Origin of the sequence: Flagellimonas cixiensis (assembly GCF_042134615.1) — a bacterium.
In the GTDB taxonomy this organism is placed as follows: domain Bacteria; phylum Bacteroidota; class Bacteroidia; order Flavobacteriales; family Flavobacteriaceae; genus Flagellimonas; species Flagellimonas cixiensis.
The window spans coordinates 3,036,372-3,063,026 of the sequence record NZ_CP169639.1; the positions used below are offsets into that span (position 1 = coordinate 3,036,372).

The 26,655-nt window shown below is 38.8% G+C and carries 28 protein-coding genes; 20 read left to right on the forward strand and 8 right to left on the reverse strand.

The genetic code is table 11. From position 1 onward, the window contains the following. The first annotated feature begins 24 nt into the window (after window positions 1-24). From ABT310_RS13440 to ABT310_RS13450, 3 genes are all read left to right on the forward strand, one after another. Window positions 25-1,131, forward strand: coding sequence for a M14 family zinc carboxypeptidase (locus tag ABT310_RS13440; RefSeq protein WP_375324402.1), 1,107 nt, complete (start codon window positions 25-27; stop codon window positions 1,129-1,131). 99 nt (window positions 1,132-1,230) lie between these two features. After that, a complete protein-coding gene (locus ABT310_RS13445) occupies window positions 1,231-1,710 on the forward strand; it encodes an Lrp/AsnC family transcriptional regulator (RefSeq protein WP_090296742.1) in 480 nt (159 codons plus the stop codon). A 19-nt stretch (window positions 1,711-1,729) separates the two neighbouring features. Further along, a complete protein-coding gene (locus ABT310_RS13450) occupies window positions 1,730-2,254 on the forward strand; it encodes a DinB family protein (RefSeq protein WP_375324403.1) in 525 nt (174 codons plus the stop codon). A gap of 4 nt (window positions 2,255-2,258) precedes the next feature. Here ABT310_RS13450 and ABT310_RS13455 read toward each other — a convergent pair whose 3' ends face one another. Together ABT310_RS13455 and aroB are read right to left on the reverse strand one after the other, a co-directional pair. After that, window positions 2,259-2,588, reverse strand: coding sequence for a hypothetical protein (locus ABT310_RS13455; RefSeq protein ID WP_375324404.1), 330 nt, complete (start codon window positions 2,586-2,588; stop codon window positions 2,259-2,261). 94 nt (window positions 2,589-2,682) lie between these two features. Then, window positions 2,683-3,738 carry a 3-dehydroquinate synthase gene (aroB, locus tag ABT310_RS13460; RefSeq protein WP_375324405.1) on the reverse strand — a complete coding sequence of 352 codons (1,056 nt, stop codon included), beginning with the start codon at window positions 3,736-3,738 and terminating at the stop codon, window positions 2,683-2,685. Between the two features lie 91 nt (window positions 3,739-3,829). Here aroB and ABT310_RS13465 point away from each other — a divergent pair, with 91 nt between their 5' ends. After that, entirely contained in the window at window positions 3,830-5,002 is a 1,173-nt protein-coding gene (locus ABT310_RS13465) for a proline dehydrogenase family protein (protein WP_375324406.1), read from the forward strand. A 784-nt stretch (window positions 5,003-5,786) separates the two neighbouring features. Here the strand turns inward: ABT310_RS13465 and ABT310_RS13470 are convergent. The 6 genes from ABT310_RS13470 to ABT310_RS13495 form a co-directional block, all read right to left on the reverse strand. Beyond that, window positions 5,787-6,140, reverse strand: coding sequence for a DUF4258 domain-containing protein (locus ABT310_RS13470; RefSeq protein WP_375324407.1), 354 nt, complete (start codon window positions 6,138-6,140; stop codon window positions 5,787-5,789). Between the two features lie 6 nt (window positions 6,141-6,146). Next, window positions 6,147-7,346, reverse strand: coding sequence for an alanine dehydrogenase (locus ABT310_RS13475; RefSeq protein WP_375324408.1), 1,200 nt, complete (start codon window positions 7,344-7,346; stop codon window positions 6,147-6,149). A 41-nt stretch (window positions 7,347-7,387) separates the two neighbouring features. Further along, window positions 7,388-7,933 carry a hypothetical protein gene (locus ABT310_RS13480; RefSeq protein ID WP_375324409.1) on the reverse strand — a complete coding sequence of 182 codons (546 nt, stop codon included), beginning with the start codon at window positions 7,931-7,933 and terminating at the stop codon, window positions 7,388-7,390. A gap of 87 nt (window positions 7,934-8,020) precedes the next feature. Beyond that, on the reverse strand, window positions 8,021-8,149 hold the full coding sequence (locus ABT310_RS13485) for a hypothetical protein (protein WP_262492766.1): 129 nt from the start codon (window positions 8,147-8,149) through the stop codon (window positions 8,021-8,023). 175 nt (window positions 8,150-8,324) lie between these two features. Further along, the gene (gene tsaE / locus ABT310_RS13490; protein WP_375324410.1) at window positions 8,325-8,741 is read right to left on the reverse strand and encodes a tRNA (adenosine(37)-N6)-threonylcarbamoyltransferase complex ATPase subunit type 1 TsaE; all 417 of its coding nucleotides are present in this window, start codon (window positions 8,739-8,741) and stop codon (window positions 8,325-8,327) included. A gap of 6 nt (window positions 8,742-8,747) precedes the next feature. Continuing rightward, complete coding sequence (locus tag ABT310_RS13495; protein WP_375324411.1) at window positions 8,748-10,292, reverse strand: PglZ domain-containing protein; 1,545 nt, start codon at window positions 10,290-10,292, stop codon at window positions 8,748-8,750. Between the two features lie 36 nt (window positions 10,293-10,328). Here ABT310_RS13495 and ABT310_RS13500 point away from each other — a divergent pair, with 36 nt between their 5' ends. From ABT310_RS13500 to hisH, 16 genes are all read left to right on the forward strand, one after another. Then, on the forward strand, window positions 10,329-11,549 hold the full coding sequence (locus tag ABT310_RS13500; protein ID WP_375324412.1) for an HD domain-containing protein: 1,221 nt from the start codon (window positions 10,329-10,331) through the stop codon (window positions 11,547-11,549). Window positions 11,550-11,572: 23 nt separating this feature from the next. Beyond that, the gene (gene lpxD / locus ABT310_RS13505; protein WP_375324413.1) at window positions 11,573-12,598 is read left to right on the forward strand and encodes a UDP-3-O-(3-hydroxymyristoyl)glucosamine N-acyltransferase; all 1,026 of its coding nucleotides are present in this window, start codon (window positions 11,573-11,575) and stop codon (window positions 12,596-12,598) included. 1 nt (window position 12,599) lies between these two features. Next, complete coding sequence (locus ABT310_RS13510; protein ID WP_375324414.1) at window positions 12,600-13,997, forward strand: bifunctional UDP-3-O-[3-hydroxymyristoyl] N-acetylglucosamine deacetylase/3-hydroxyacyl-ACP dehydratase; 1,398 nt, start codon at window positions 12,600-12,602, stop codon at window positions 13,995-13,997. Next, window positions 13,998-14,783: an acyl-ACP--UDP-N-acetylglucosamine O-acyltransferase gene (gene lpxA, locus ABT310_RS13515; protein WP_375324415.1), complete on the forward strand. Its 786-nt coding sequence runs from the start codon at window positions 13,998-14,000 to the stop codon at window positions 14,781-14,783. A 4-nt stretch (window positions 14,784-14,787) separates the two neighbouring features. Continuing rightward, window positions 14,788-15,354, forward strand: a complete 567-nt coding sequence (gene efp / locus ABT310_RS13520; RefSeq protein WP_375324416.1) for an elongation factor P — start codon at window positions 14,788-14,790, stop codon at window positions 15,352-15,354. 5 nt (window positions 15,355-15,359) lie between these two features. After that, window positions 15,360-16,295 (forward strand): UDP-3-O-(3-hydroxymyristoyl)glucosamine N-acyltransferase, encoded by a 936-nt coding sequence (locus tag ABT310_RS13525; protein ID WP_375324417.1) that lies wholly within the window; start codon window positions 15,360-15,362, stop codon window positions 16,293-16,295. 60 nt (window positions 16,296-16,355) lie between these two features. After that, window positions 16,356-17,228, forward strand: coding sequence for a succinate--CoA ligase subunit alpha (sucD, locus tag ABT310_RS13530; protein ID WP_375324418.1), 873 nt, complete (start codon window positions 16,356-16,358; stop codon window positions 17,226-17,228). Window positions 17,229-17,333: 105 nt separating this feature from the next. After that, window positions 17,334-18,083 (forward strand): 3-oxoacyl-[acyl-carrier-protein] reductase, encoded by a 750-nt coding sequence (gene fabG / locus ABT310_RS13535; RefSeq protein ID WP_375324419.1) that lies wholly within the window; start codon window positions 17,334-17,336, stop codon window positions 18,081-18,083. Window positions 18,084-18,324: 241 nt separating this feature from the next. Then, window positions 18,325-20,121 carry a VWA domain-containing protein gene (locus ABT310_RS13540; RefSeq protein WP_375324420.1) on the forward strand — a complete coding sequence of 599 codons (1,797 nt, stop codon included), beginning with the start codon at window positions 18,325-18,327 and terminating at the stop codon, window positions 20,119-20,121. A gap of 20 nt (window positions 20,122-20,141) precedes the next feature. Continuing rightward, the gene (locus ABT310_RS13545; protein WP_220112147.1) at window positions 20,142-20,957 is read left to right on the forward strand and encodes a prohibitin family protein; all 816 of its coding nucleotides are present in this window, start codon (window positions 20,142-20,144) and stop codon (window positions 20,955-20,957) included. A gap of 204 nt (window positions 20,958-21,161) precedes the next feature. Beyond that, on the forward strand, window positions 21,162-22,019 hold the full coding sequence (gene hisG, locus ABT310_RS13550; RefSeq protein ID WP_375324421.1) for an ATP phosphoribosyltransferase: 858 nt from the start codon (window positions 21,162-21,164) through the stop codon (window positions 22,017-22,019). A gap of 10 nt (window positions 22,020-22,029) precedes the next feature. Further along, the gene (locus ABT310_RS13555; RefSeq protein WP_375324422.1) at window positions 22,030-22,467 is read left to right on the forward strand and encodes a GNAT family N-acetyltransferase; all 438 of its coding nucleotides are present in this window, start codon (window positions 22,030-22,032) and stop codon (window positions 22,465-22,467) included. Further along, window positions 22,464-23,753 (forward strand): histidinol dehydrogenase, encoded by a 1,290-nt coding sequence (gene hisD, locus ABT310_RS13560; protein WP_375324423.1) that lies wholly within the window; start codon window positions 22,464-22,466, stop codon window positions 23,751-23,753. The genes ABT310_RS13555 and hisD overlap by 4 nt, the downstream gene beginning before the upstream one ends. Window positions 23,754-23,805: 52 nt before the next feature. Next, entirely contained in the window at window positions 23,806-24,855 is a 1,050-nt protein-coding gene (gene hisC / locus ABT310_RS13565) for a histidinol-phosphate transaminase (protein ID WP_375324424.1), read from the forward strand. Continuing rightward, the gene (gene hisB, locus ABT310_RS13570) at window positions 24,855-25,991 is read left to right on the forward strand and encodes a bifunctional histidinol-phosphatase/imidazoleglycerol-phosphate dehydratase HisB (RefSeq protein WP_375324425.1); all 1,137 of its coding nucleotides are present in this window, start codon (window positions 24,855-24,857) and stop codon (window positions 25,989-25,991) included. Before hisC ends, hisB begins: the two co-directional genes overlap by 1 nt. Window positions 25,992-26,072: 81 nt before the next feature. Beyond that, window positions 26,073-26,654, forward strand: a complete 582-nt coding sequence (gene hisH, locus ABT310_RS13575) for an imidazole glycerol phosphate synthase subunit HisH (protein ID WP_375324426.1) — start codon at window positions 26,073-26,075, stop codon at window positions 26,652-26,654. Window position 26,655 lies beyond the last annotated feature (1 nt).

Below are 26,655 nucleotides of genomic sequence, written 5' to 3' on the forward strand. Positions count from 1 at the left end.
TTTGTAAATCCAAAAAATAAATTCATGGTGAATTATTCCTTGTTCAAAGAGGATTCAATTAGCGGTCGGTACGTTACCCTAGATATATTGAAATCACATTTCTTTTCTAAAATTCAAACACAAACAATATATATAGGTGAGTCCGTAAAAGGAGAGCATATCCCCGCTTTTCATTTTGGAGATGGAAGGTATAAAGTGTTGATGTGGTCGCAAATGCATGGTAATGAATCTACGACCACAAAGGCGGTTTGCGATATGATTCACTTTTTGCAATCTGATGATGCTATGGCCAAACATATATTATCAAAATGCTCCATAACTGTTGTGCCCATTTTAAATCCAGATGGCGCCAAAGCCTATACTCGTGTCAACTATAATGAAGTTGATTTAAACCGCGACGCCAAGGATAGGACTCAACCTGAGAGTCAAGCGTTGAATAAACTGTTCAAAAATATTAAACCACATTATTGTTTTAATCTGCACGACCAGCGCACCTTATTTAGTGCGGGAAATGCTCCCAAACCAGCAACAGTTTCATTTTTATCACCTTCTAGCAATGTGGAAAGGGACATAACCCCGACACGTGAGGTGGCCATGAAGTTGATTGTGGCCATGAATTCAAAGTTACAAGAGCTAATTCCTGGACAAGTGGGACGATACGATGATGGTTATAATGAAAATTGCACGGGAGACAGTTTTCAAACTACGGGAACGCCAACCATTTTGTTTGAAGCAGGACATTACGCCAACGATTACGAACGCGAAAAAACAAGAGAATATATTTTTAATGCTTTGATTAAAGGTTTAACAACCATTGCCAATAATCAAGTACATGAATACAGTACCAATGATTATTTTAAAATTCCAGAGAATCGCAAACTATTTTTTGATGTGATTGTTCTGGAATGCCACAAGGTTAATCCTCGGTTTAAAGCAGGAGAGAAGGTCGGAATTCGATTTAAAGAAGTGCTGCTTAACGATAAAATCGTTTTTGTACCCGAAATAGCGGAAAAAGGTACGCTAGAAGGCTATTTTGGTCACAAAGAAATAGAATGTGTTGATTCAAAGGATTTTGGATTTGGTTCTGAGGATAAAAAGATTCTGGAATTGCTCCAAAATTTCGATGTATAACAATCATTTTTAGGGAGTTCTTGTATTTTATGTAAAAAAGAACCATTTTTATTACGTAAATTTCTATTTTCAACTAATTTTGCTGCAAAATTAAATATAATGACCAAAGTTAAGCTAGACGAAATCGACCACCAGATCTTAGATATGCTAATCGACAATACTCGTACCCCCTTCACGGATATCGCCAAGAAATTGCTGATTTCTGCTGGTACAGTGCATGTTAGGGTTAAAAAAATGGAGGAATCCGGAATCATTAAAGGATCCTCTTTAACCTTGGACTATGTTAAATTAGGATACTCTTTTATTGCTTATGTTGGTATTTTCTTGGAAAAGACCCACCAAACTAAATTTGTATTGGAAAGACTTAGCCAAATACCTTATGTAACCGTTGCCCACATCACTACTGGAAAATTCAATATTTTCTGTAAGATACGTGCACGGGATACCACGCATGCCAAAAACATCATCTTTAAAATTGATGATATAGATGGTATCAGCAGAACAGAAACCATGATTTCCTTGGAAGAAAGTATCAACGATAAAAAACGTTTGATGCATACCATTTTCAACGAACTTTAGATTTAATATTCATTTGTTTATGTTGCGTTCGGAACTTCCAACTTCTGAATACAATAATTTCTACCATACCTATATACTTGCTTTAGGTGATATTGAATTATTGTCAGGTTTAAAAAAGGGGAAAGAAGATTTTTTATCCCTTTTGGACCAAATTCCAGAAAATAAGTTGGGGTTTGCCTATGCAGAAGGCAAATGGACATTAGCCGAAGCGATAGTGCACATTATTGACACCGAAAGGGTTTTTCAATATCGTGCACTTCGTTTTGCCAGAAATGACAAAACCGATTTGCCAGGTTTTGACCAGGATATTTATGTGCCAAATTCCAATGCGTCGAGTAGAAGCTTGGAAAGTTTGCGAAATGAATACGAAGCGGTTCGAGATTCTACTTTGGCCTTGTTCAGCTCTTTGGGTGAAACAGCATTATTGCGCGTAGGGGTTGCCAGCGGTTCTAGAATGAGTGTTCGTGCATTAGGGTTTATCATTAGTGGTCATCAAGCCCACCATGCCCGAATACTAAAAGAGCGTTATTTACAAATGGAATAAACGATTAATATTCGTTGTCCAAATTATCAGTCTCCAGGTCATTTTCCTCTAAAGAATCAGAATCAAACTCCATAGCGGCTTCGGGAATCAAATCCTTCTCCAATTCCTTTTCAATAATTTCTTCGAAATTGGCAATGAAGCAGGAAAGGCTCTTGCTGATTTTTACCAAATAGAGGGTTTCGTCGGTATGTACCTCAACGGCCTCAATGATTTCTCCGTTTGGCTTTTTAAAAGTAATGATGTCACCATCCCCATAACCATCAGGATATGAGTCTATTAATGCCGTGGCAGCTTTGTGGTCCAATTTTTTGTAGTCGATGAGAATGCGTTTCATAATGGTTAGTTATTAATTGCATTCCTAAACTATACTATTTTTTAATTGGCCTTTATAAAGAGTTGTAAATGAAAAAAAGTAGTAGGTGAATTGCCTATTCTTTGTAGTAAGCAAAAGCTTTATCGAAGAGATTTTCAGGTACTTTTATATCCGTTACCGCTTTTCCTATAGAATGTAGTAGCACAAAATTGATATCTCCGTGAGAGTTCTTCTTATCGTATTTGAGCAGTTTTAAAATATTTTCAATATCATTCTCGTTGAACACCACTTTATCAAAATGCTTCAAAAAAGTTTGTTTGATGTCATCCAGTGCCAATTTGGATAGTCCTGTTAATTCGTGGGAGAGATACCCTTCCAAAATCATCCCAATTGCAATGGCCTCACCATGAAGCAAGGTTTCTTTATCGGAGCTCTCCAAACAATAAGATTCAATGGCATGACCCAACGTATGTCCGAAATTTAATATTTTACGGATGCCCTGTTCCGTTGGATCCTGCAGTACCACCTCGTTCTTAATGGCAATCGATGTTTGAATACTCGTAGCATCTGTAAAAGCTTCCAGGTTTTTTAAATCTTCCCAATAGGCCTCATTTTGAATTAACCCATGTTTCAACATTTCGGCAAATCCGCTTGTGATTTGTCTAGGTTCCAAGGTTTTCAAAAATGTCGGAAAAACAAGTACCATTTGCGGTTGGTTGATAACACCAATTTGGTTTTTCAATGGACCTAAATCAACTCCTGTTTTGCCACCTATAGATGCATCCACCATTGAAAGTAGAGTAGTGGGAATGTTGATAAAATCGATACCTCTTTTAAACGTAGAGGCCACAAATCCACCTAAATCGGTCAAAACGCCCCCGCCAAGGTTGATCAACAGACTTTTTCGGTCTCCATCAGCATCCGAAAGGAATTCCCAAACCTTTAAGCAGGTTTGAATGTGCTTGTTCTCTTCCCCAGACTCAATTTCAAAAATGGCATCGACGGAGTGTTCGAACATTTCTTCAAACTTTGGCAAACAAAATTTCTTGGTGTTTTCGTCCACCAAAACAAATATTTTGGAATACCCTTTTTTGGCAACATGCTGATTCAGTGCAGCTTCTCCCAACTCATTTAAAAAGACCTCGTACGACTGTGATTTTACCGATTCCATAATCTCAATTACACTGCTAAATAAAGATTATTTTTATAGATATCATTCTAATTTCCGTACTTATCTTTGGATCTTTAATGGATTACCAAGAATGCAACCTAATTTTGAGAATACTGCAATAGCTTTTGAGCTTAAATCCGACTCAGAGTTGGAAAGAGCTTACTTTCTTTTTAAACTAATTGCCAACGAACCTTTGGTTAGAATAGGAACTGCGGTGACCAATTTTGCCATTAAGGCACACCTACCTGTAGAGGGACTTATCCGCGCTACGGTATTCGACCATTTTTGCGGTGGAGTAAGCGAAAAGGATTGTTTGCCCATTATCGACAAAATGTATGATAAAGGTGTCTGCTCTATTTTGGATTATTCCGCTGAAGGCAAGGAGGTGGACAATCAGTTTGATTTTGCATTGGAAAAGACCCTGGAAATCTTAGATTTCGTAAAAGAAAAGGATGCCATGCCTTTTGCCGTGTTCAAACCCACTGGTTTTGGGCGTTTTAAGTTGTTCGAAAAAATGAGCGCTGGGCTCGATTTGACTTCGGAAGAAGAGGCAGCTTGGAACAGAATTGTTGGTCGCTTTGATAAAGTGTGCAAGAAAGCACATGATTTGGATGTATGTCTGTTGATAGATGCTGAAGAAAGTTGGATGCAGAAAGCTGCGGATGATTTGGTGTTGGAGATGATGCAGAAATACAACAAAGAGAAGGCTGTTGTTTTTAATACGTTCCAGATGTACCGGTGGGACCGAATGACTTATATTAAAGAGTTATTTGAAAAAGGCGCCAGTGAAGGATTTAAGATAGGGGCCAAAGTGGTGCGTGGCGCCTACATGGAAAAGGAGAACGAACGCGCTAGTGAAAAAGGCTATGAAAGTCCAATCTGTAAATCAAAACAAGAAACGGACGAAAATTTTGATGAGGCCATTGTTTACATGATGGGTAATTTAGAGCAGTTCAGTGTATTTGCTGGAACACATAACGAACATAGCACTCACGAGCTCATTCATTTAATGGAGCGTCACAACCTGGCTCCTGATGATGCAAGGGTTTGGTTTGGACAATTGTTTGGGATGAGCGATCACATAACTTACAATTTGGCCGCCCACGGTTTTAATGTGGTGAAATATGTGCCTTATGGCCCGGTTAGGGATGTAATGCCCTACCTGATTCGTAGAGCGGAAGAAAACACATCCGTAGCCGGGCAAACTTCACGGGAATTAGGCCTTCTCCAAAAAGAGCGAAAGCGTAGGAAGTTGGAGGATTAGGGATAATACATTCACTTTCAAACCTATAAATAATACTAAATAAGAATTTATATTTCGGATTCTTGTAACAATTTAATGAGATTTTATACCTATGGGATAAACATTCCCAAATGGACCTAGATCTACTTAAAAAAAACTGGAAAGAAATAGATTTTGCCATAGAGCAAAAAGACAAACCTTCTATTCAAGAGTTTAAAGGTCAAAAATCGATTTTTACGGCCAAAACCATTACAAAAAAAACTATTCAGATTCTCTCTCATCGAATTTTCAATCTGGGGCGTTGCGGCAATTTTGTTACAGTACTATTTTAAGGAACTCACCCCACAATCTTTTATTGAATTTGAACCATTGATTTACATTGAAAAACTGAATATTGTAGTTCTTCTCGTTTTTCTTGCCATGTTCTTTTGGAATTTTAAAACGATAAATGTATTAAATGATATAAAGCTTCTAATTACAAAAATTCTAAGAACTAAAAATGTGGTTATAGGATATATCACTTACAACCTATTCATCTTCAATTTAACTTTCCTTGTAAGTTTTATTTGGGAATTGAAGAATAATAAAGAAATAGAGGTAATACTTCAAAACGAAACCAGTTTGACTTTTTTGGGTTTAATAGCAATTGGCACTATTGTGTCTATTCTATTGACTTTTTTAATACACAGAGCTTATTATTTCTTTTATGGAAAGTTTATTTTAAATTTTAGTCAAACAGCTCTAAACTTAATGCAACTAAATAATTGGGAATTCAACAGTGTTGAAGATATTAGACACTCAAAATTTAATTGACAGATTCTATCACAATTTTATCCGCACAACTCTGTGCCTTTAAAACTTTGTCCTCATTCTCAATCAAATAGGTTTTACAAGGTTCGGATTTGGTATCGCTATTGCCAAAATCCACATTGCCATCGGTTAAAAAAGCTTTGATTAACAAGGTGTCCTTGAATTGTTCGGGCAGGTTTTCATCAAAAGTCAAGGTTTTGGAGCGCATGTCCTTTAGCACCCTGCAATTGGGCAAATAACAGAATTCAATTCCTTCTTCACCTGATTTTTTCTTTAAAAAGAATACCAAAAAAATCAATCCAATGGACAGACCAACAAGGTACCATCCCAAACGTCTCAAAAATGCCATGCGGTTTTAAAAAATAAGAAAGTTAATATCGTTGTAGCTCAATCCGAACCAATCACCTACCGATTTATTGGTTAAAATGCCATGGTACATGTACAGTCCGTTTCGTAAACCTTTATCGAATCGAAGGGAGTGTTCCAGCCCGCCATCTTCACCAATTTTAAGTAAATAGGGAGTAAAGATATTACTTATCGAAATAGAAGAGGTCTTAGGGTAACGGGATGGAATATTGGGCACGCCATAATGTACCACACCAAATTTCTCAAAGGTAGGTTTGGTGTGAGTGGTAATTTCGGAGGTTTCGAAACACCCTCCCATATCAATACTCACATCAATAATTACAGAGCCCTTTTTCATATTTTCTACCATAGTGCTGTTTACCACAACAGGGGAGCGGTCCTTTCCACGGGTTGCACCAATGGCCACATCACATCGTTTTAAGGATTTAATTAGGTTTTTCGGTTGAATGGTAGAAGTGTATAGTGTTCGGTTTAGGTTGGTTTGTAAAGTGCGCAACTTACTAATGGAGTTATCGAACACCTTTACATTGGCTCCCAATCCAATAGCAGAACGTGCTGCAAATTCACCTACAGTGCCAGCACCGATAATTACAACTTCAACAGGAGGCACCCCACTAATATTTCCGAACATAAGACCATTACCGTTGTTGGTGTTGGCCATAATTTCGGAAGCAATTAGAATGGCTGAAGTCCCTGCAATTTCACTTAAAGAGCGAACGGCGGGGTAATTTCCATCTTCATCACGAATATATTCGAAGGCAATTGCGGTCAAACGCTTTTTTGCCATGATTTCAAAGTATTCCTTTTTCTGTGTTTTAATCTGAAGGGCAGAAATCACAATGGTTTGAGGATTCAACAAATCAATTTCCGAAAGGGTAGGTGGTTCTACCTTTAATATGATAGGACAGGAAAATACTTTTTTGGTGTCGCGAGTAATTTCTGCACCTGCATTGGTGTAATCAATATCAGAGAATTTAGCGCCTTCTCCCGCACCAGACTCCACCAAAACGCGGTGACCATTGGCAGTAATTGCATTTACCGCATCAGGAGTTAAACAGACCCTTTTTTCTTGGTATTGGTTTTCCTTGGGTATTCCTATAATAAGTTCCCCTTTTTGTTTTACCACCTCTAGCATTTCTTCTTGTGGCAGTAATTGTTGTTTGCTAAAAGGGGAGGAGGGTTGGTTCATAAATGACAAATGTATCCATGCCTAAAGGCGATTGGACAAATTTACATTTTTTTTGAGACGGTTTTTTGACGTTGTTCCAATTTCTGACGTTCTTTCCGAAGCTCTTCTTTTTCCTTTAATATTTGAAGCTCAGTATCCATGGCATCGAGGTCAATACCATGTACGTGTTTATCTACCAGTTTTACCCTAATAAAATAGACAATGGGCACAACCACCATAGTAACAACAATAACATACATTACTTCGTTTTCGTCTACGATACCTGATTCAAATGTTAAGACAGCAAATAATTGGAAACTGTACATGGAAATAGGAATAAGGATGGCATAGTACCACCAATCCTTACTGGTAATAAACCATATAACCAGAGCCAACAAAGGCACTATTTTACTGAAATAGTAATAAAAGGATTCACTTACATCATCAAAGCCATTGGTGCCAAACTCAATCCCCAAAAAGGAATAGGTTTGCGACCCTACCGGAATATACTTGTACCAATAGAACAAAATGGGGATTAACACAATAAGGAAGGCGAACAGACCTTCCAAGATCAGTTTCTTTTTTATGCTCTTTTTGTCACTCATCATTGAGATAACATAAAAAATGCCATTTTATTGCAAAAAAAATGGCCCTATTTAAAAATAGAGCCACCTTAACTTCTAAAAGATTGAAAATTAAAGTTTTCTAATCTTCGATTTTTCAATACTAACTGTTTGATCTTTGTCAATTGAAGCAGTTGAAACTGCAGTCATTGCCAAGAAAGCAACAGCCAATACTCCAAAAAATACTTTTTTAGTGTTCATCGTAAAAGAGTTTTTGGTTAATAAATGAATTCATTCACAAGACAAATGTAGGAAAATATTTCAACTAACCATACATTTTATCGATAAAATTGGTTTTTAAACGTAAAAAACACACCTTTTATCGAAATCATCTTGCTTAGAACAATAATTATAGGGAAGATAGAGGGAAACCGCTTTAAGAAATATTTAACTCGATTGAACGGGTGTTTTCATCGATAAAGCGCAAGAATACCCCCACATAATCTGCAGGTAAGAGTGATTTTATTTTTTCGGGCCATTCTATGAACAGCCAAGCACTGGAGCTCAAATAATCTTCAAAACCCATATCCAAAGCTTCCATTTCATCGTTCAAGCGATAAAAATCAAAATGATAAGCTATGGGTTCGCCCTTGATATTAGCATATTCGTTCACCAGGCCAAAGGTGGGGCTGTTGGCGGTATCCACTGCACCAATTTCTTTTACCAATGCTTTTATCAAGGTTGTTTTACCAACCCCCATGTCGCCATAAAAGCAAACTACTTTATCCGAAGCGGTTTCAATAAGTTCTTTGGCTACGGATTCAATGTCATTTAGTTTAAATTCTCTTTTCAATGGATTCTATTTTGGGTCCAAAACTACAAAGGGAACAATCATTTCTTCTAAAGAAACGCCACCATGTTGATAGGTGTTTCTATAATAACTTACATAGTGGTTATAGTTATTAGGGTAAGCGAAGAAAAGATCGTTCTTGGCAAAAATAAAACTGCTGCTCAAATTGATGTTGGGCAGGTGAATTTCTTGTGGATTTTTAGTGGACAAGACATCTTTGTCCTCAAAAGTTAAACTACGACCGGTTTTGTATCTCAAATTCAAGCTCGTTTCACGGTCACCGATTACTTTGGATGGCTGCTTAACGTTGATGGTTCCATGATCTGTGGTCAAAATAAGTTTCATGCCCAAATTCTGTGCTTGCTGAATAATTTCCAATAATGGTGAATTCTTAAACCAACTAAGGGTAAGGGAGCGATAGGCTTTATCATTGGAAGCCAGTTCTTTTACCACTTCCATTTCGGTTTTGGAGTGCGACAACATATCCACAAAATTGTAAACCACAACGGTTAAATCGTTGTCTTTTTGGGTTTTAAAGTTTGATGCAAGTTGTTTTCCTTGCTTTAAGTTGTTTATTTTATGGTATTCCCATTTAAGATTTAGTCCCAAACGTTTCAATTGTTCACCCAAAAAATCAGCTTCAAACAAGTTTTTTCCACCCTCATCTGTATCGTTTTTCCACCAATTTGGATATCTTTTCTCCATTTCTGAAGGCATTAAACCGGAAAAAAGGGCGTTACGTGCATATTGTGTGGCTGTTGGTAAAATGCTGAAATAGGCCGACTCTTGTTTCTTTTTGTAATGCACGGAAAGCGTCTTTTCGAAAGCCAACCATTGATCATAACGTAGATTATCAATAACCACCATCAAGGTTTTGTTGTCTTCCAATTCGGGCTGTATATTTTTTTTGAATAGGGTATGTGACATCGTAGGAGCATCACCATCTTTAAACCAATTCTTATAATTTTTGTCCACAAACTTGCTGAACTGCGAATTAGCTTCCACCTTCTGGCTTTCCAAAATCTCGAACATCCCAGAATCTTCGATATGTTCCAATTCCAATTCCCAGTAAATCAATTTTTTATACAATTCAGCCCATTCTTCATAGGAGTTGATCATGGAAAGGTCCATCGCAATCTTCCTAAATTCCTGTTGATAATTGGCTGTGGTTTTCTCTGACACCAATCTAGAATTGTCCAGGCTTTTCTTCAAAGACAACAAAATTTGATTTGGATTTACAGGCTTTATAAGGTAATCGGCTATTTTAGAACCTATGGCTTCATCCATAATATATTCCTCTTCACTTTTGGTGATCATTACCACGGGGATGGAAGCGTCGTATTTTTTAATCTCGTTCAAAGTTTCCAGACCAGACAGTCCTGGCATGTTCTCATCCAAAAAAACAATATCAAAAAAGGAATTTTTTATCTCCTCCAGTCCATCTTGACCACTGGGACTGGTCACTACTTTGTAGTTTTTACTTTCTAGAAATAATATGTGAGGTTTTAAAAGGTCAATTTCATCATCGACCCAAAGAATTGTTATCTTGTTCATATAGTCGTTATCTTTGTGGAAATAAAACAAAAACCCTTGGTAAAAACCAATAAGCTTAATGTTTTCAACGATCCAATTTACGGTTTTATTGGAACACCCAACGAACTTATATTCAACCTAATCTCGCATCCGTACTTTCAGCGTTTGCGAAGGATTTCACAAATGGGGCTTTCTTATTTGGTCTATCCAGGTGCCCACCACACTAGATTTCATCATGCCCTTGGCAGTATGCATTTAATGACCAAGGCCATACAGGTGCTCAGGTTAAAAGATGTTGAAATTTTACCAGAAGAAGAAAATGGGTTGCTTTGTGCTATTTTACTTCATGATATTGGCCATGGTCCATTCTCCCATGCGCTCGAAGGTTTTGTGGCAAAGGATATTAGCCATGAGCAGATTTCCTTGGAGTTTATGAAAGAGCTCAATAAGCAATTTGATGGACAGCTCGAAACGGCCATTTCTATTTTTAAAGGAGATTACCCCAAAACATTTTTAAATCAATTGGTGTCCAGTCAGCTCGATATGGATCGGCTCGATTATTTAAAAAGAGATAGTTTTTATTCCGGCGTAACCGAGGGAAATATTAATTCTGAACGTTTGATTTCCATGTTGAATGTGGTCGATGGCCATTTGGTGTTGGAGGAGAAGGCCATTTATGCCGTGGAAAAATTTTTAATGGCACGCAGGTTTATGTACTGGCAGGTGTACTTGCACAAAACGGGGTTAGTTGCAGAACAGTTATTGGTCCGTATTATGCAACGTGCCCGATTGCTTCTTCAACAGGGTGAAACACTTGATGCAAGCCAATCGTTATTATTTTTTCTAAAAAACAACGAAAGTCCTTTGGAGCTCAGTACGTTAAAAATATTCGCACAACTCGATGATGTAGATGTGTTTGGAGCGATAAAAAATTGGCAGTTCAATAATGATTTTGTCCTGTCAAAACTTTGTCAGATGCTCCTAAATCGAAAGCTGCTGCACATCAAAATAAAAAAGCGACCGATTGACCATCATAAAATGAAAGAAAAATTGGATGGGTTAATGGAAAAGTACGATCTTTCTGAAGAAGAGGCGTCCAATTTTGTGTTTCAAGGAGAAATATCGAACCGTGCCTATGGTAAGGAACAAGCCATTAGCATTCTTAAAAAGAATGGAAAGGTTACAGATGTTCTCAAAGAATCGGACCAACTTAGTTTAAAGGCGCTGGCCAAGACAGTGACCAAATATTACAGTTGCTACCCTAAGGAAGCCGTTTAACAAATTTTGTTACTTTTGCACAGATGAAATTTACAGCTACCCAAATTGCCGGAATCCTAGAGGGGGAAGTTGAGGGGAATCCTCAAATCGCTGTCCATAAATTGTCTAAGATAGAAGAAGGTGAATCTGGGTCGCTGACCTTTTTGGCCAATCCCAAATACACCTCTTATATATATTCGACAAAGGCCTCTATAACTATTGTAAACAAGGATTTTGTGCCTGAGCAATCCCTTTCTACCACCTTGATCAAGGTAGAGGATGCCTACAAATCCTTTTCCAAATTATTGGAATATTACAACCAAGTGAAAAACAATAAAGTGGGCATTGAAAACCCTTCATACATTTCGGAAAGTGCAGAATATGGAGAAGGATTTTATTTAGGTGCCTTTGCCTATTTGGGCAATAACGTGAGCATTGGTGACAATGTAAAGGTATACCCCAACGCCTATATAGGAGACAATGTAACAATTGGAAATAACGTGGTGGTCTTTGCAGGAGCCAAAATATATTCCGAAAGTATAATTGGGAATAATTGTGTAATTCATGGCGGCGCCATTATTGGTGCCGATGGATTCGGTTTTACCCCTAACGAGAATGGCGAATACAGTAAGGTGCCGCAAACAGGAAACGTTATCTTGGAAGATAATGTAGATGTAGGTGCGGGAACAACTATCGACCGTGCCACTTTAGGTTCAACGATCCTTAGAAAAGGGGTGAAGTTGGACAACCAAATCCAAATTGCCCATAATGTGGAAATAGGAGAACATACTGCGATTGCTGCACAAACAGGTGTAGCCGGTTCCACCAAAATTGGCAAACACTGTTTAATTGGTGGCCAAGTAGGAATCGTTGGACATATTACCATTGGTGACCGTGTTCGTATCCAAGCGCAATCAGGAATTGGCAGAAACGTGAAGGACGACGAAGTCCTTCAAGGTTCACCGGCATTAAGCTATGCGGAATATAACAAATCATACGTGCATTTTAAGAATTTACCGAAACTGGTAAATCAAATCTCCAACATCGAAAAAAAGGTTGAAGGTAATTAACATGAGCAATAAACAACGTACCATAAAAAATAAAGTAACCCTACAGGGAGTAGGATTGCACACAGGCGAAAATGTAACCATGAGCTTTTTGCCAGCTCAAGAGAATCATGGCTATGCTTTTAAAAGGATTGACCTAGAAGGAGAGCCTCTTATTGAAGCTGACGCCAATTATGTGGTAAATACACAAAGAGGAACCAACTTGGAGAAAAATGGTGTCAAAATCCATACCTCCGAGCACGTGTTGGCCGCTTTGGTGGGTTTAGATATCGACAACGTGCTTATTGAATTGGACGCTCCCGAACCACCTATTATGGATGGTTCCTCCAAGTTTTTTGTAAAGGCTTTGGAAGAAGCGGGAATCGTAGAGCAAGATTTTGAGCGGGAAGAATACATTGTAAAAGATGTGATCTCATATAAGGATGAATCAACGGGAAGTGAGATAACCATTATTCCAGCAGATCATTACCAAGTAACCACCATGGTTGATTTTGGAACCAAAGTTTTGGGTACACAAAACGCCACTTTGGAAAGAATGGCCGATTTTAAGGAGGAAATCGCGGACGCTAGAACCTTCAGTTTTCTTCATGAGATAGAAATGTTGTTGGAGCATGGTTTGATTAAAGGAGGGGACCTTAACAACGCCATTGTTTATGTGGACAAGGAAATTTCCGAAGCCACCATGAAAAAATTAGAGAAAGCGTTCAACAAAGAGAAGTTATCTGTAAAACCAAACGGAATTTTGGATAACCTTACCCTTCATTACCCCAATGAAGCGGCCAGACACAAATTGTTGGATGTTATTGGCGATTTGGCCTTGGCCGGATCCCGAATTCGCGGCAAAGTGATCGCCAACAAGCCTGGACATTTCGTGAATACGCAATTCGCCAAAAAATTGTCCAAAATCATCAAAATAGAGAAGAGAAATAAAGTTCCTTCTTATGATTTGCACCAAGAACCTTTAATGGATGTAAATCAAATTATGGCAAAACTGCCACACCGACCTCCATTTTTATTGGTGGATAAGATTTTGGAACTTTCCGACTCCCATGTGGTGGGGGTCAAAAACGTGACTATGAACGAGCCCTTTTTTGTGGGGCACTTTCCAGGAGCTCCCGTAATGCCAGGGGTATTGCAGGTGGAAGCTATGGCTCAAACAGGAGGAATCTTAGTACTGAGCACGGTTCCTGACCCAGAAAACTACTTGACTTTCTTTATGAAAATGGACAATGTAAAGTTCAAACAACAAGTAGTTCCGGGAGATACATTGATATTTAAGTGTGATTTGATTTCACCAATTAGAAGGGGAATCTGCCATATGCAAGCCTATGCCTATGCCAACGGTAAATTGGTATCTGAAGCAGAATTGATGGCGCAAATCGTAAAAGTAAAAGAAGACTAAATGAATCAGCCATTAGCATATGTTCACCCAGGAGCAAAAATCGCCAAGAATGTGGTTATCGAGCCCTTTACCACCATACACAACAATGTAACCATTGGTGAAGGAACTTGGATCGGCTCCAACGTTACCATTATGGAAGGGGCCAGAATCGGCAAAAACTGCAATATTTTTCCAGGTGCCGTAATTTCGGCCATGCCTCAAGACCTTAAATACCAAGGAGAGGAAACGACCGTACACATTGGTGATAACACTACCATTAGAGAGTGTGCCACCATAAATAAAGGAACTTCCGACCGAATGAAAACAGTTATCGGAAACAACTGCCTCATAATGGCCTATTGTCATATTGCACACGATTGTTTCGTAGGAGATGGTTGTATTTTCAGTAATAATTCCACCTTGGCAGGACATGTGACCATAGGTCAGAATGTGGTCTTGGCGGGAATGGTGGCCGTTCATCAGTTTGTTTCCATTGGGAACCATGCTTTTGTTACAGGGGGATCTTTGGTAAGAAAAGATGTTCCTCCGTTCGTTAAAGCGGCTCGTGAACCTCTGTCTTATGTAGGTATAAACTCCATTGGATTGCGAAGAAGAGGCTTCGAAGCCAGTAAGATACGTGAGATTCAAGATGTGTATCGTATACTTTATCAAAAAAACTACAACAATTCCCAAGCGGCATCTATTATTGAGGCTGAAATGGAAGCAACTCCAGAAAGAGATGAAATTCTTCAGTTTATTAGGGATTCGCAGCGTGGAATTATGAAAGGATATTTTAGTTCAAATTAATTTTATGGCAAATACTTCAGATATTAGAAAAGGGTTGTGCATCCGTTACAATCACGATATTTTTAAGATTATTGAGTTTTTACACGTTAAGCCAGGTAAAGGACCAGCTTTTGTACGTACCAAATTAAAAAGTGTAACCACGGGCAAGGTAATCGACAACACTTTTTCCGCAGGCCACAAGATTGAGGACGTTCGTGTGGAAACCCGTTCGTATCAATTTTTGTATCCAGAAGGTGACACGTTTCATTTTATGAACACAGATGATTATAACCAAATCGCCTTGCAAAAAGATGCTTTGGATACTCCTGACCTTTTAAAAGAAGGAGAAGTGGTAACCATTATCTTCAATGCAGAAGATAACATGCCATTATCTGTGGAAATGCCAGCAAGCGTAATTTTGGAAGTAACCCACACTGAACCCGGTGTAAAGGGCAATACCGCTACCAATGCCACGAAGCCTGCAACAGTTGAAACAGGAGCACGCATCAATGTGCCATTGTTCATCAACGAAGGGGACAAAATTAAGATAGACACCGAGAAGAGTGCCTACATGGAACGTGCTAAAGAATAGCGCAAATGAAATTTCCTAAAGCCCACACCTTAAAGGCAATTGCAGAAATCATCGGTTCCGAATATGTTGGAGCAGATGATTTCCCTGTATTGGGCATGAATGAAATCCATGTAGTGGAAGAGGGGGATATTGTATTTGTGGATCATCCCAAATATTATGACAAGGCCCTTGAATCCAAAGCCACCATTGTTCTCATAAACAAAGAAGTGGAATGTCCCGAAGGAAAAGCTTTGTTGATTTCAGATGACCCGTTTCGGGATTTCAACAAATTGACTTTGCATTTCAAACCTTTCCAAAGTGCCAATGCCTCTATTGCTGAAACCGCAGAAATAGGTGAGGGGACCATTATTCAGCCTAATGTTTTTATTGGCAATCATGTAAAAATTGGAAAGAATTGTTTGATTCATCCCAACGTAACCATTTACGACCATTGTATTTTGGGTGATAACGTGACGATTCATGCAAATACAGTTTTGGGAGCCGACGCCTTTTATTATAAAAACCGACCTCAAGGTTTTGACAAATTGCTGTCTGGCGGAAGAGTGGTCATCGAAAACAATGTGGATATTGGAGCGTCATGCACCATTGACCGTGGCGTAACCGGTGACACGACAATAAAAGAGGGCGCTAAATTGGATAACCAGATTCAAGTGGGGCACGACACTGTAATAGGAAAAAAATGTTTGATAGCTTCCCATGTGGGTATTGCAGGATGCGTAGTATTGGAAGATGAAGTGACACTTTGGGGGCAGGTAGGAATAACAAGTGGAATCACTATTGGAAAAAAAGCAGTGGTTTGGGCACAATCCGGCATCTCAAAATCCTTGGAAGGAGGAAAGGCCTATTTCGGATATCCAGCGGAAGAAGCACGGGAAAAACTGAAACAAATTGCCTCCGTCAAAAAGATTCCCGAAATCCTTCAAAAATTAAAAAAGAATTAAAAAATAGGTAGCTAAAAATTGCAGCATACCCTATTTTTGTAGTAATAATAAGTAAAACCTATGAGCGTCTTAGTAAACAAAGATTCAAAAATAATTGTACAAGGATTTACCGGTAGCGAAGGAACTTTCCACGCCGGTCAAATGATTGATTACGGAACCAACGTGGTTGGGGGTGTAACTCCTGGAAAAGGAGGTCAAGAGCACCTTGGAAAACCAGTTTTTAACACGGTGGAAGATGCCGTTAAAGAAGTGGGTGCCGATACCACAATTATTTTTGTACCGCCTGCCTTTGCTGCAGACGCGATTATGGAAGCAGCCGATGCTGGAATCAAAGTGATCATTACCATCACTGAAGGAATTCCGGTTGCGGATATGGTAAAAGCCAACGCTTACATTCAAGATAAAGACTGTACATTGATAGGCCCTAACTGTCCAGGTGTAATTACTCCAGAAGAAGCAAAAGTGGGTATCATGCCAGGCTTTGTTTTCAAGAAAGGAAAGGTAGGTATCGTTTCCAAATCAGGAACCCTTACTTACGAAGCTGCTGACCAAGTAGTGCGTCAGGGATTGGGAATAACAACTGCCATTGGTATCGGTGGTGACCCGATTATCGGAACTACAACCAAAAAAGCGGTAGAGCTTTTGATCAATGACCCTGAAACCGAATGTGTGGTAATGATCGGTGAAATCGGTGGTCAATTGGAAGCAGAAGCTGCAAGATGGTACAAAGAAAGTGGAAGCAAAAAACCTATCGTTGGATTCATCGCTGGTGAAACTGCCCCTGCCGGACGTACCATGGGGCATGCTGGAGCAATTGTTGGTGGTAGTGATGATACTGCCCAAGCCAAGAAAAGAATTATGAAAGAATGTGGTATCCACGTAGTGGATTCACCAGCAGAAATTGGCGTAAAAGTGAAAGAAGTGGTTGGATAACCAACCGTTAAATCCATACTAAATCCCGTTTTATGCGGGATTTTTTTTCGTCTAAACATAAAACAACAACTATATTTGGTTAATAACCATTCAAACAAACGTAGTATGAAACTTTTGGAAGGTAAAAATGTAATTATAACTGGAGCAAGTAGAGGAATTGGAAAAGGCATTGCCGAAGTATTCGCAAAGCATGGAGCCAATGTGGCCTTTACCTATAGTTCCAGTGAAGCTCCAGCTTTGGAGTTGGAAAAAGAATTGACAGCGCTTGGTGTAAAAGCCAAAGCATATAAAAGTAATGCGGCAAGTTTCGCAGATTCAGAAGCATTGGTAGCTCAAGTGTTGGAAGATTTTGACGGTAGAATCGATGTACTCATCAACAATGCAGGAATCACCAAGGACAATTTATTGATGCGTATGGGGGAGGATGATTTTGATAAAGTCATCGAAATCAACCTAAAATCCGTGTTCAACATGACCAAAGCAGTACAACGTACAATGTTGAAACAGCGAAAAGGCTCCATTATTAATATGAGTAGTGTGGTTGGTGTAAAAGGAAATGCCGGACAGACCAACTATGCAGCATCAAAAGCAGGAATGATCGGATTCACTAAATCCGTTGCTTTGGAATTGGGTTCAAGAAATATACGTTGCAATGCCATAGCTCCCGGTTTCATTGAAACTGAAATGACCGAGAAACTGGATGAAAAAACCGTTCAAGGTTGGAGAGAGGCTATTCCATTAAAAAGAGGAGGAAGTCCAGAAGATGTAGCAAATGCTTGCTTGTACTTGGCTTCAGATTTATCCGATTACGTTACAGGACAAGTGCTGAACGTAGACGGAGGTATGCTAACATAAACCAATGGATTTGAGCACGGTACTTCTTATTATTTTAGCAGTAGCAGCCGCGCTTACCGTTGTATTTTTTCAATATTTCTATAATAACCCAAGAAAGGGTTCCTTGAAAATTATATTGGCCGCACTCAGGTTTGTTACCCTGTTTTGCGGCCTTTTGCTTTTAATCAATCCAAAATTCGTCAACAAAGACTATTTTGTCGAAAAGTCAAATCTAATTTTTCTAGTAGATCAATCATCCTCAATGCAAAACGGAACCACTGAGGATGAATTGAGTGAGACCATTCAAAACCTGAAACAAAATAGCGAACTGAACGAGCTCTTTCAAATCCATCAATATGGTTTTGGAAATTCCCTGCAGACAACCGATTCTATTCATTTTAACCAAAACAACACCAATGTTTCAGAAGCGCTTTCCACGCTCGACCAAGTTTTTGTAAATGGCACCAATGCGGTGGTGCTACTTTCAGATGGGAATCAAACTAGGGGACGCGACTACGAATATCTAAATCTGAATGAAAACCTTTCGATGTTTCCTATTGTGGTCGGAGACACTACTCAATATGAAGATATTTCCGTTGGACTCATCAATGTGAACAAGTATGCCTTTCTTCAAAATAAATTTCCCATTGAAACTACCGTACAATTTCGCGGAGACCGACCCGTAACAAATACAGTAACCCTTTCCATAAATGGAAACAGGGTGCACCAAGAGCGTATTCAACTCAACCCCTCCAAAACCAGTCAGACCATTAATACCTTGGTAGAAGTTGAAAGTGTGGGGATAAAAACCATAAAAGTAGAGGTGAGTTCTCTAGAGAATGAAAAAAACACGGCCAACAATAGCAAAGAAACCGCCATTGAAGTAATCGATGAAAAAACTAATGTTGGGATTGTTACGGATATGCTTCACCCTGATATTGGAGCTTTAAAAAAATCCATTGAAGCCAATGAGCAGCGCACCGTAAGCATTTTAGAGCCTAATGTTTCTCTATACCAACTCGAAGAGACGGATATCATTATTCTGTATCAGCCCAATCGAAATTTCAGGTCGGTTTATGAGTTTTTAAAGAATTCAAAGAGCAATTATTTTACCATTACTGGAAGTAAAACCGATTTCAATTTTATAAATCGTTCACAAGAAAGTTTTACATACCGAAGTAGTGGCCAAACCGAAGAAATTGTACCCGTTTTAAACAATGCCTTTAGCATTTTTGGTTTGGGTGAATTCAATACCGATGGTTTTCCACCTTTATTGGGAAATCTAGGAGAAGCTGAGTTCCAAAAAAACAGTGAAACCTTAATGTTTCAACAAATCAAAGGGGTGAGCTTGGACAATCCTTTGTTCGCCATTAGTACAGATGGAACTCAAAAGGAAGCCATACTTTTTGGGGAAAATATTTGGCGATGGAGGGCACAGAGCTATAGAAACGAGCAAAATTTCAGCAAGTTCGATGCCTTTATGGGCAACCTGATGGTTTATTTGACAGCCAACAATCAAAGAAACAGATTGGAGTTGGATTACCAATTGGTATTTGACAATCCCAGTATGGCTTTGATTCGTGCTTCTTTTTTTGATGAGAGCTATCAATTTGATTCCGACGCTCAACTTTCCATCACCTTAAAAGGCAAAGACAATAGTTTTGAGCGTGAGTCACCTTTAATTTTAAAAGGGAATTACTACGAAGTGGATTTAAGTGATTTGGTGGCCGGTGAATATCAATTTACAGTAACAGCCAATAATGCCAATATTTCGCGTTCAGGAAGTTTTAGAATTTTGGATTTTAACCCAGAACAACAATTGACCGCAGCTAATTATCAAAAACTTGAACGCTTGGCAACCAAAACAAAAGGTCGAATGTACTACTTGGACCATCTTGATTCTTTTGTGGAAGATCTTAGTGAAAATCCTAATTTTCTTCCAATACAAAAGAGCCGTGATAATGTTGTATCTTTAATAGATTTCCGTATTTTGCTAGGACTCATCATTGTTTCGCTTGCAGCGGAATGGTTCATCAGAAAATTTAATGGATTGATTTAAAAACCTCAATAAACCTCAAAATGGATAAATTACCTAAAATTGCGTTGCCAGCTTTGGCGGCGATTATTTTTCTAATCATTTTCGCATCAAGGTCAACCGTGACCATTGGGTCCGGTGAAGCCGGAGTCTTATATAAATATTTTGGCGGAGGTGTAGTAACCGATGAGCCTCCATTAGGAGAAGGCTTTCATTTAGTTGCTCCGTGGAACAAGGTATTTGTGTATGAAGTTCGCCAACAAGAGCAACTTGAAAAAATGAATGTACTTTCCTCAAACGGTCTGGATATTAAATTAGAAGCTTCAGTTTGGTTTCAACCCAAATATGAGCAACTTGGAAAATTGCACCAGGAAAAAAGTGAACAGTATATTGAACGCGTGCTGCTACCTGCCATCCGGTCTGCTGCACGTAGCGTAGTTGGACGATATACCCCGGAGCAATTATACTCAAGTAAACGAGATGCCATTCAGCAGGAAATATTTGAAGAAACCCAAAAAATTGTGGAAGACCAATATATTCAATTGAATGAGGTGTTGGTGAGAGATGTCACGCTTCCTCCCACTATTAAAGATGCCATTGAAAGAAAATTAAAGCAAGAACAAGAGTCCCTGGAATATGAGTTTAGATTGGTGACCGCAGAAAAAGAGGCGGAAAAAGTTAGAATCGAAGCCCAGGGTAAAGCGGATGCAAACCGAATTCTTAGCGCTTCTTTAACGGATAAAATTTTGCAGGACAAGGGAATCGATGCCACTTTAAAGTTGGCCGAATCACCAAATGCTAAAATTGTTGTGGTGGGTTCAGGCGACGATGGTTTGCCATTAATTTTGGGAAATAACTAATTTCCGCTTTTTTGATAAAAAAATATATCCTACTTTTGACATCATAATGAGAAAGACAAACGTACATCACCATCATTTTTATACTTGCCCTCAAGCGAGATAGAAATGTATTGTTGTATATAAAATATATTCTAACCCGTTTGAGAAATCAAGCGGGTTTTGTTTTTACTGCCCCTTTGGTTTTTTGAACAGAAAATTACATCAATGACAAAAATTAGAATTGCTGTACAAAAGAGTGGTCGATTAAACGAAGATTCACTCGCCATTTTAAAAGACTGTGGAATTTCCATCGACAATGGAAAGGACCAATTAAAAGCTACCGCCAGAAACTTTCCTTTGGAAGTGTTCTATTTGCGAAATGGCGACATTCCCCAATATTTAAGGGATGGCATAGTGGATATTGCCATTATTGGTGAAAATGTATTGGTTGAAAAAGGAAAGGACATTGAAGCAGTTGAAAAACTCAATTTTTCCAAATGTAGGGTATCCCTGGCAGTGCCAAAGAATGCCAAATACAATTCTGTAAAAGATTTTGAAGGGAGAAAAGTGGCCACTTCATATCCAAATACGGTAAAGGATTATTTAGAATCGCAGGGCGTTAAGGCCGATTTGCATATTATTAATGGTTCCGTTGAAATTGCACCGAATATTGGATTGGCCTATGGAATTTGCGATATCGTTTCCAGTGGCAGCACTTTGTTCAAAAACAATTTGAAAGAAGTGGAAGTGATTCTTAAAAGTGAGGCCGTTCTTGCGGTCTCCCCAAAAATCACAGAGGTACGACGTGAGATTTTAAGAAAAATCCAGTTTCGTATCAAATCGGTATTGCAGGCCCGAAACAACAAATATGTTTTGATGAATGCTCCCAATGATAAACTGGATGAGATTATTTCCATTCTTCCAGGAATGCGAAGCCCAACCGTTTTGCCACTGGCTGAAGAGGGCTGGAGCTCCGTTCACACCGTAATCAATCGGGAAACTTTTTGGGAAGTGATTGATGAATTAAAGCAAGCCGGAGCCGAAGGTATATTGGTGTGTCCAATTGAAAAAATGGTGCTCTAATCAAATTGGGATGAAAAATCAGCTCAACATAAAATGGATTCCCTCTGAAAATCTGTTTTCAATTTTACCATTGGCATTTATACTCAATGGAGAAAAAATTCCAATGGAAGTTTTAGAAAATCGACTTTCCGCAATGATTCCGATGGGGTATAGATGTATTGGCGTTTATGATGGGGAAAAGCTCGTTGGGATTTGTGGTGTTTGGGAGTTGAACAAATTGTACGCAGGCAAACATTTAGAACCTGACAATGTTATTATCGACCCAGAGTATCAAGGCCAAAAAATAGGACAATTAATGATGGACTTCTTGTCGGATTATGCCAAAAAAACTGATTGTGAAGCCTTGGAAGTAAATTGTTACGCCAAAAACATAAGAGGCAAGAAATTTTGGGAGAACCAAGGTTATGAACCTGTTGGCATTCACTTGATCAAAAAACTCAAAGCATGAAAAAGTTTTTATATCCGGATAAAGCGCAATGGGAAAGCTTGTTAAAAAGACCCACCCAAACTGTAGCTGATATTGAAGGAATAGTAGAGAATGTTTTTAACGAAGTAAGGACTGGAGGTGATACTTCCATCAAAAAATACACTACACAATTTGATAAAGTCGAATTGGATTCATTTTTAGTATCCGACATTGAAATTGAAAACGCAAACAAAACTGTTTCGGATGCTTTAAAACAATCCATTACTCTTGCTAAATCAAATATTGAAAAATTTCATGGTGCCCAAAGAACAACAAAAGTTGAAGTGGAAACAATGCCAGGGGTGGCCTGTTGGCAGGAAAAAAGACCCATTCAAAAAGTAGGATTGTACATACCTGGAGGAACAGCACCACTTTTCTCAACGATTTTGATGTTGGCCATTCCCGCTAAACTGGCTGGATGCAAGGAAATTGTTTTGTGCAGTCCTCCAGATAAAAACGGGGAGATCAATCCTGCGATTTTATATACAGCACAATTGTGTGGCGTGACGCAAATTTTTAAGGTGGGAGGCATTCAAGCCATTGCAGGAATGACATTTGGCTCGGAAAACATTCCAAAAGTTTACAAAATATTCGGCCCGGGCAACCAATATGTGACCGTTGCAAAGCAATTAGCCACCAAATATGGAGTGGCTATTGATATGCCGGCAGGTCCCAGTGAATTATTGGTAGTTGCCGATGATTCTGCCAATGCAGCCTTTGTAGCTTCCGATTTATTGAGTCAGGCAGAGCATGGTGTGGACAGCCAGGTGATTTTGGTTTCCACTTCCGAAAAAATGATCGAAGCAGTGGAGAAAGAAATTGAAATTCAAATACAACAATTACCACGAAAAGAAATTGCACAAAAATCTATCGGCAATAGTAGGTTGATTTTAGTGAAAGACGACAAAGAAGCCTTGGTGCTCATCAACGAATATGGTCCGGAACACTTTATAGTTTGTGTGGAGAATGAGGAGTTTTATCTTGATAATATTCAGAACGCAGGGTCTGTTTTTATTGGAAATTACACACCCGAAAGTGCTGGGGACTATGCTTCAGGTACAAATCATACGCTGCCTACGAACGGCTACGCTAAACAATACAGTGGGGTGAATCTAGATAGTTTTATGAAGAGTATGACTTTTCAAAAAATATCAGAAAAAGGGATTCAAGGCATTGGGACAACCATAGAATTGATGGCTGAGGCAGAAGGGCTGCAAGCACATAAAAATGCAGTAAGCCTTAGGTTAAAAAGTTTGAATAACGATTAAATGTCAGGTCGAGCGCTCGCCTGCCGCAGGCAAGTAGTCGAGACCAAGTGCTATGCAAAAAACATTCGACATAAATAAAACAGTCAGAGAATCGGTGCTTAAACTGCAACCGTATTCTTCGGCTCGTGATGAATATGTTTCCGATGGTTCGGAAATGATATTTTTGGATGCTAACGAAAATCCGTTTGATAATGGCGTCAACCGCTATCCAGACCCCTATCAACGAAGCTTAAAATCACTTTTGGCCGAGCAAAAAGGGTTGTCAGAAAGTCAAATTTTATTGGGTAACGGAAGTGACGAGGTGCTCGATTTGATTTACAGGGCTTTTTGTGAACCTAATCAGGACAATATTATCACGCTTCCACCAACGTATGGAATGTACAAAGTGTTATCGGGAATTAATTCTGTGGAGAACAGGGAAGTCTTATTGACTACCGATTTTGAACCCAATGTGGATGAAATCTTAAAAGTGGTTGATGGTAATTCCAAACTGCTCTTCATTTGTTCTCCCAATAATCCTACTGGGAACTCCTTTAAAAAGGAGGCGGTTGAAAAATTATTGAATTCGTTCAATGGACTAGTGGTGATTGATGAAGCCTATATCGATTTCTCAAAAGATAAAAGTTGGTTGTTTCAACTAGAAAAGTATCCCAATTTAGTGGTCACCCAAACCTTGTCCAAAGCATACGGACTTGCGGGTATCCGATTGGGGATATGCTATGCATCGGAAGAAATTATTGGAATTTTAAATAAAATCAAACCCCCGTACAATGTCAATCAATTGACTCAGCAACGAGCTTTACAACGTGTTATGAACCAAGATTTGGTCAATCAAGAAGTACAGCATATTCTTAAAGAAAGAGCCGATTTGATAAAAGCATTGGAAGGTTTAGCATTTGTAGAACAATTATATCCAACCGATGCCAATTTTGTATTGGCCAAAGTGGATGATGCCAACAAGCGCTACCAACAGCTATTGGAGAAACAAGTGGTAGTTCGAAACCGAAGCACACAGCCACGTTGTAAAAACACGTTGCGCTTTACCGTAGGAACGCCAGACGAAAACAAAAAATTGATAGCTATTTTAAAAGAATTGAACTAATGGGCAAAAAAGTATTATTCATTGATCGTGATGGAACCATTATCAAAGAAACTGCCGATGAGCAGGTTGATGCCTTTGAAAAAATTATTTTCTATCCCAAAGCTTTTACGTATTTGGGTAAAATCGCCAAAGAATTGGATTATGAATTGGTGATGATCACCAATCAAGATGGGTTAGGTACCGATATTTTTCCAGAAGATATCTTTTGGCCCGTACATAATTTCATCATCAAATCTTTTGAAAACGAAGGGGTAGTATTTGATAATGTTTTTATAGACAGAACATTCCCAAAGGACAATGCCGACACCCGCAAACCTGGTACCGGTATGTTGACTTCTTATTTTTCTAAAGAATATGATTTGGCCAACTCTTTTGTAATCGGTGACCGTTTGACGGATGTTGAATTGGCCAAAAACTTAGGTGCCAAAGGTATTTTCATCAACGATGAAACCCATTTGGGGGCAGGTGAAATCACTGTAAAAAGAGAAGAGTTGGATGAATTCATTGCACTGGAAAGCAATGATTGGGAAAAAATCTACGAGTTCTTAAAATTGGAAAATCGTATCGCCGAAATTTCTCGTAAAACCAACGAAACGGATATCCAAATCAAAATCAACCTCGATGGAACCGGAAAAAGTAGCATCGACACAGGTTTGGCTTTTTTTGACCATATGTTGGACCAATTGGCACGACACGGACAAATGGATTTAGACATTAAAGTAAATGGCGATTTGGAAGTCGATGAACACCACACCATTGAAGATACGGCAATTGCTTTAGGAGAACTGTTTTCAAAAGCATTGGGCAATAAATTGGGCATTGAACGCTATGGTTTTGCATTGCCCATGGATGATTGTTTGGCACAAGTTGCTATCGACTTTGGTGGACGTAATTGGTTGGTTTGGGATACCGAATTCAAGCGTGAAAAAGTAGGGGATATGCCTACCGAAATGTTTATGCACTTTTTTAAATCGTTCACCGATGGCGCCAAGGCCAATTTGAATATCAAGGCCGAAGGAACCAACGAACATCATAAAATCGAGGCCATATTCAAAGCTTTTGCCAAATCCATTAAAATGGCGGTAAAACGGGATGCTGAAAAAATGGTGCTGCCCTCTACCAAGGGTATGCTATAAAAACTGTCATTTCGAAAGAGCTTACGACTTAGAAATCTAGATTTCTCGCTTTGCTCGAAATGACAAAAGATTAAAGAATAAATGAAGATTGTTATCATAGATTACGGAGCAGGAAACATCCAAAGCATCATATTTGCTATAAAAAGGTTAGGTTTTGATGCTATTTTAAGTCATGATGCTGAGGAAATCCAAAATGCCGATAAAGTTATTTTTCCTGGAGTGGGGGAAGCAAGCTCTGCGATGTCAAAGTTGAGAGCTACAGGATTGGACAAGGTAATTCCTACCTTAAAACAACCTGTCCTAGGTATCTGTTTGGGTATGCAGCTCATGTGCCATTCATCCGAAGAAGGAAATACGGAAGGTTTGGGCATTTTTGATTTGAATGTGGTTAAATTCTCCAATAAGGTTAAAGTTCCTCAAATTGGATGGAACCAGATTTCGGATTTAAAAAGTGAGCTCTTCAAAAATATTCCTGAGAAAGCCTATATCTATTTGGTGCACAGTTTTTATGCTCCGATTGGCTCGGAAACTATTGCCAAATCCCAATACGATGTGGAATATAGTGCAGCTCTGCAAAAAGATAATTTTTATGGTGTTCAGTTTCACCCCGAAAAGAGCAGCGATGTGGGCAGTGAAATATTAAATAATTTCTTAAATCTATAAG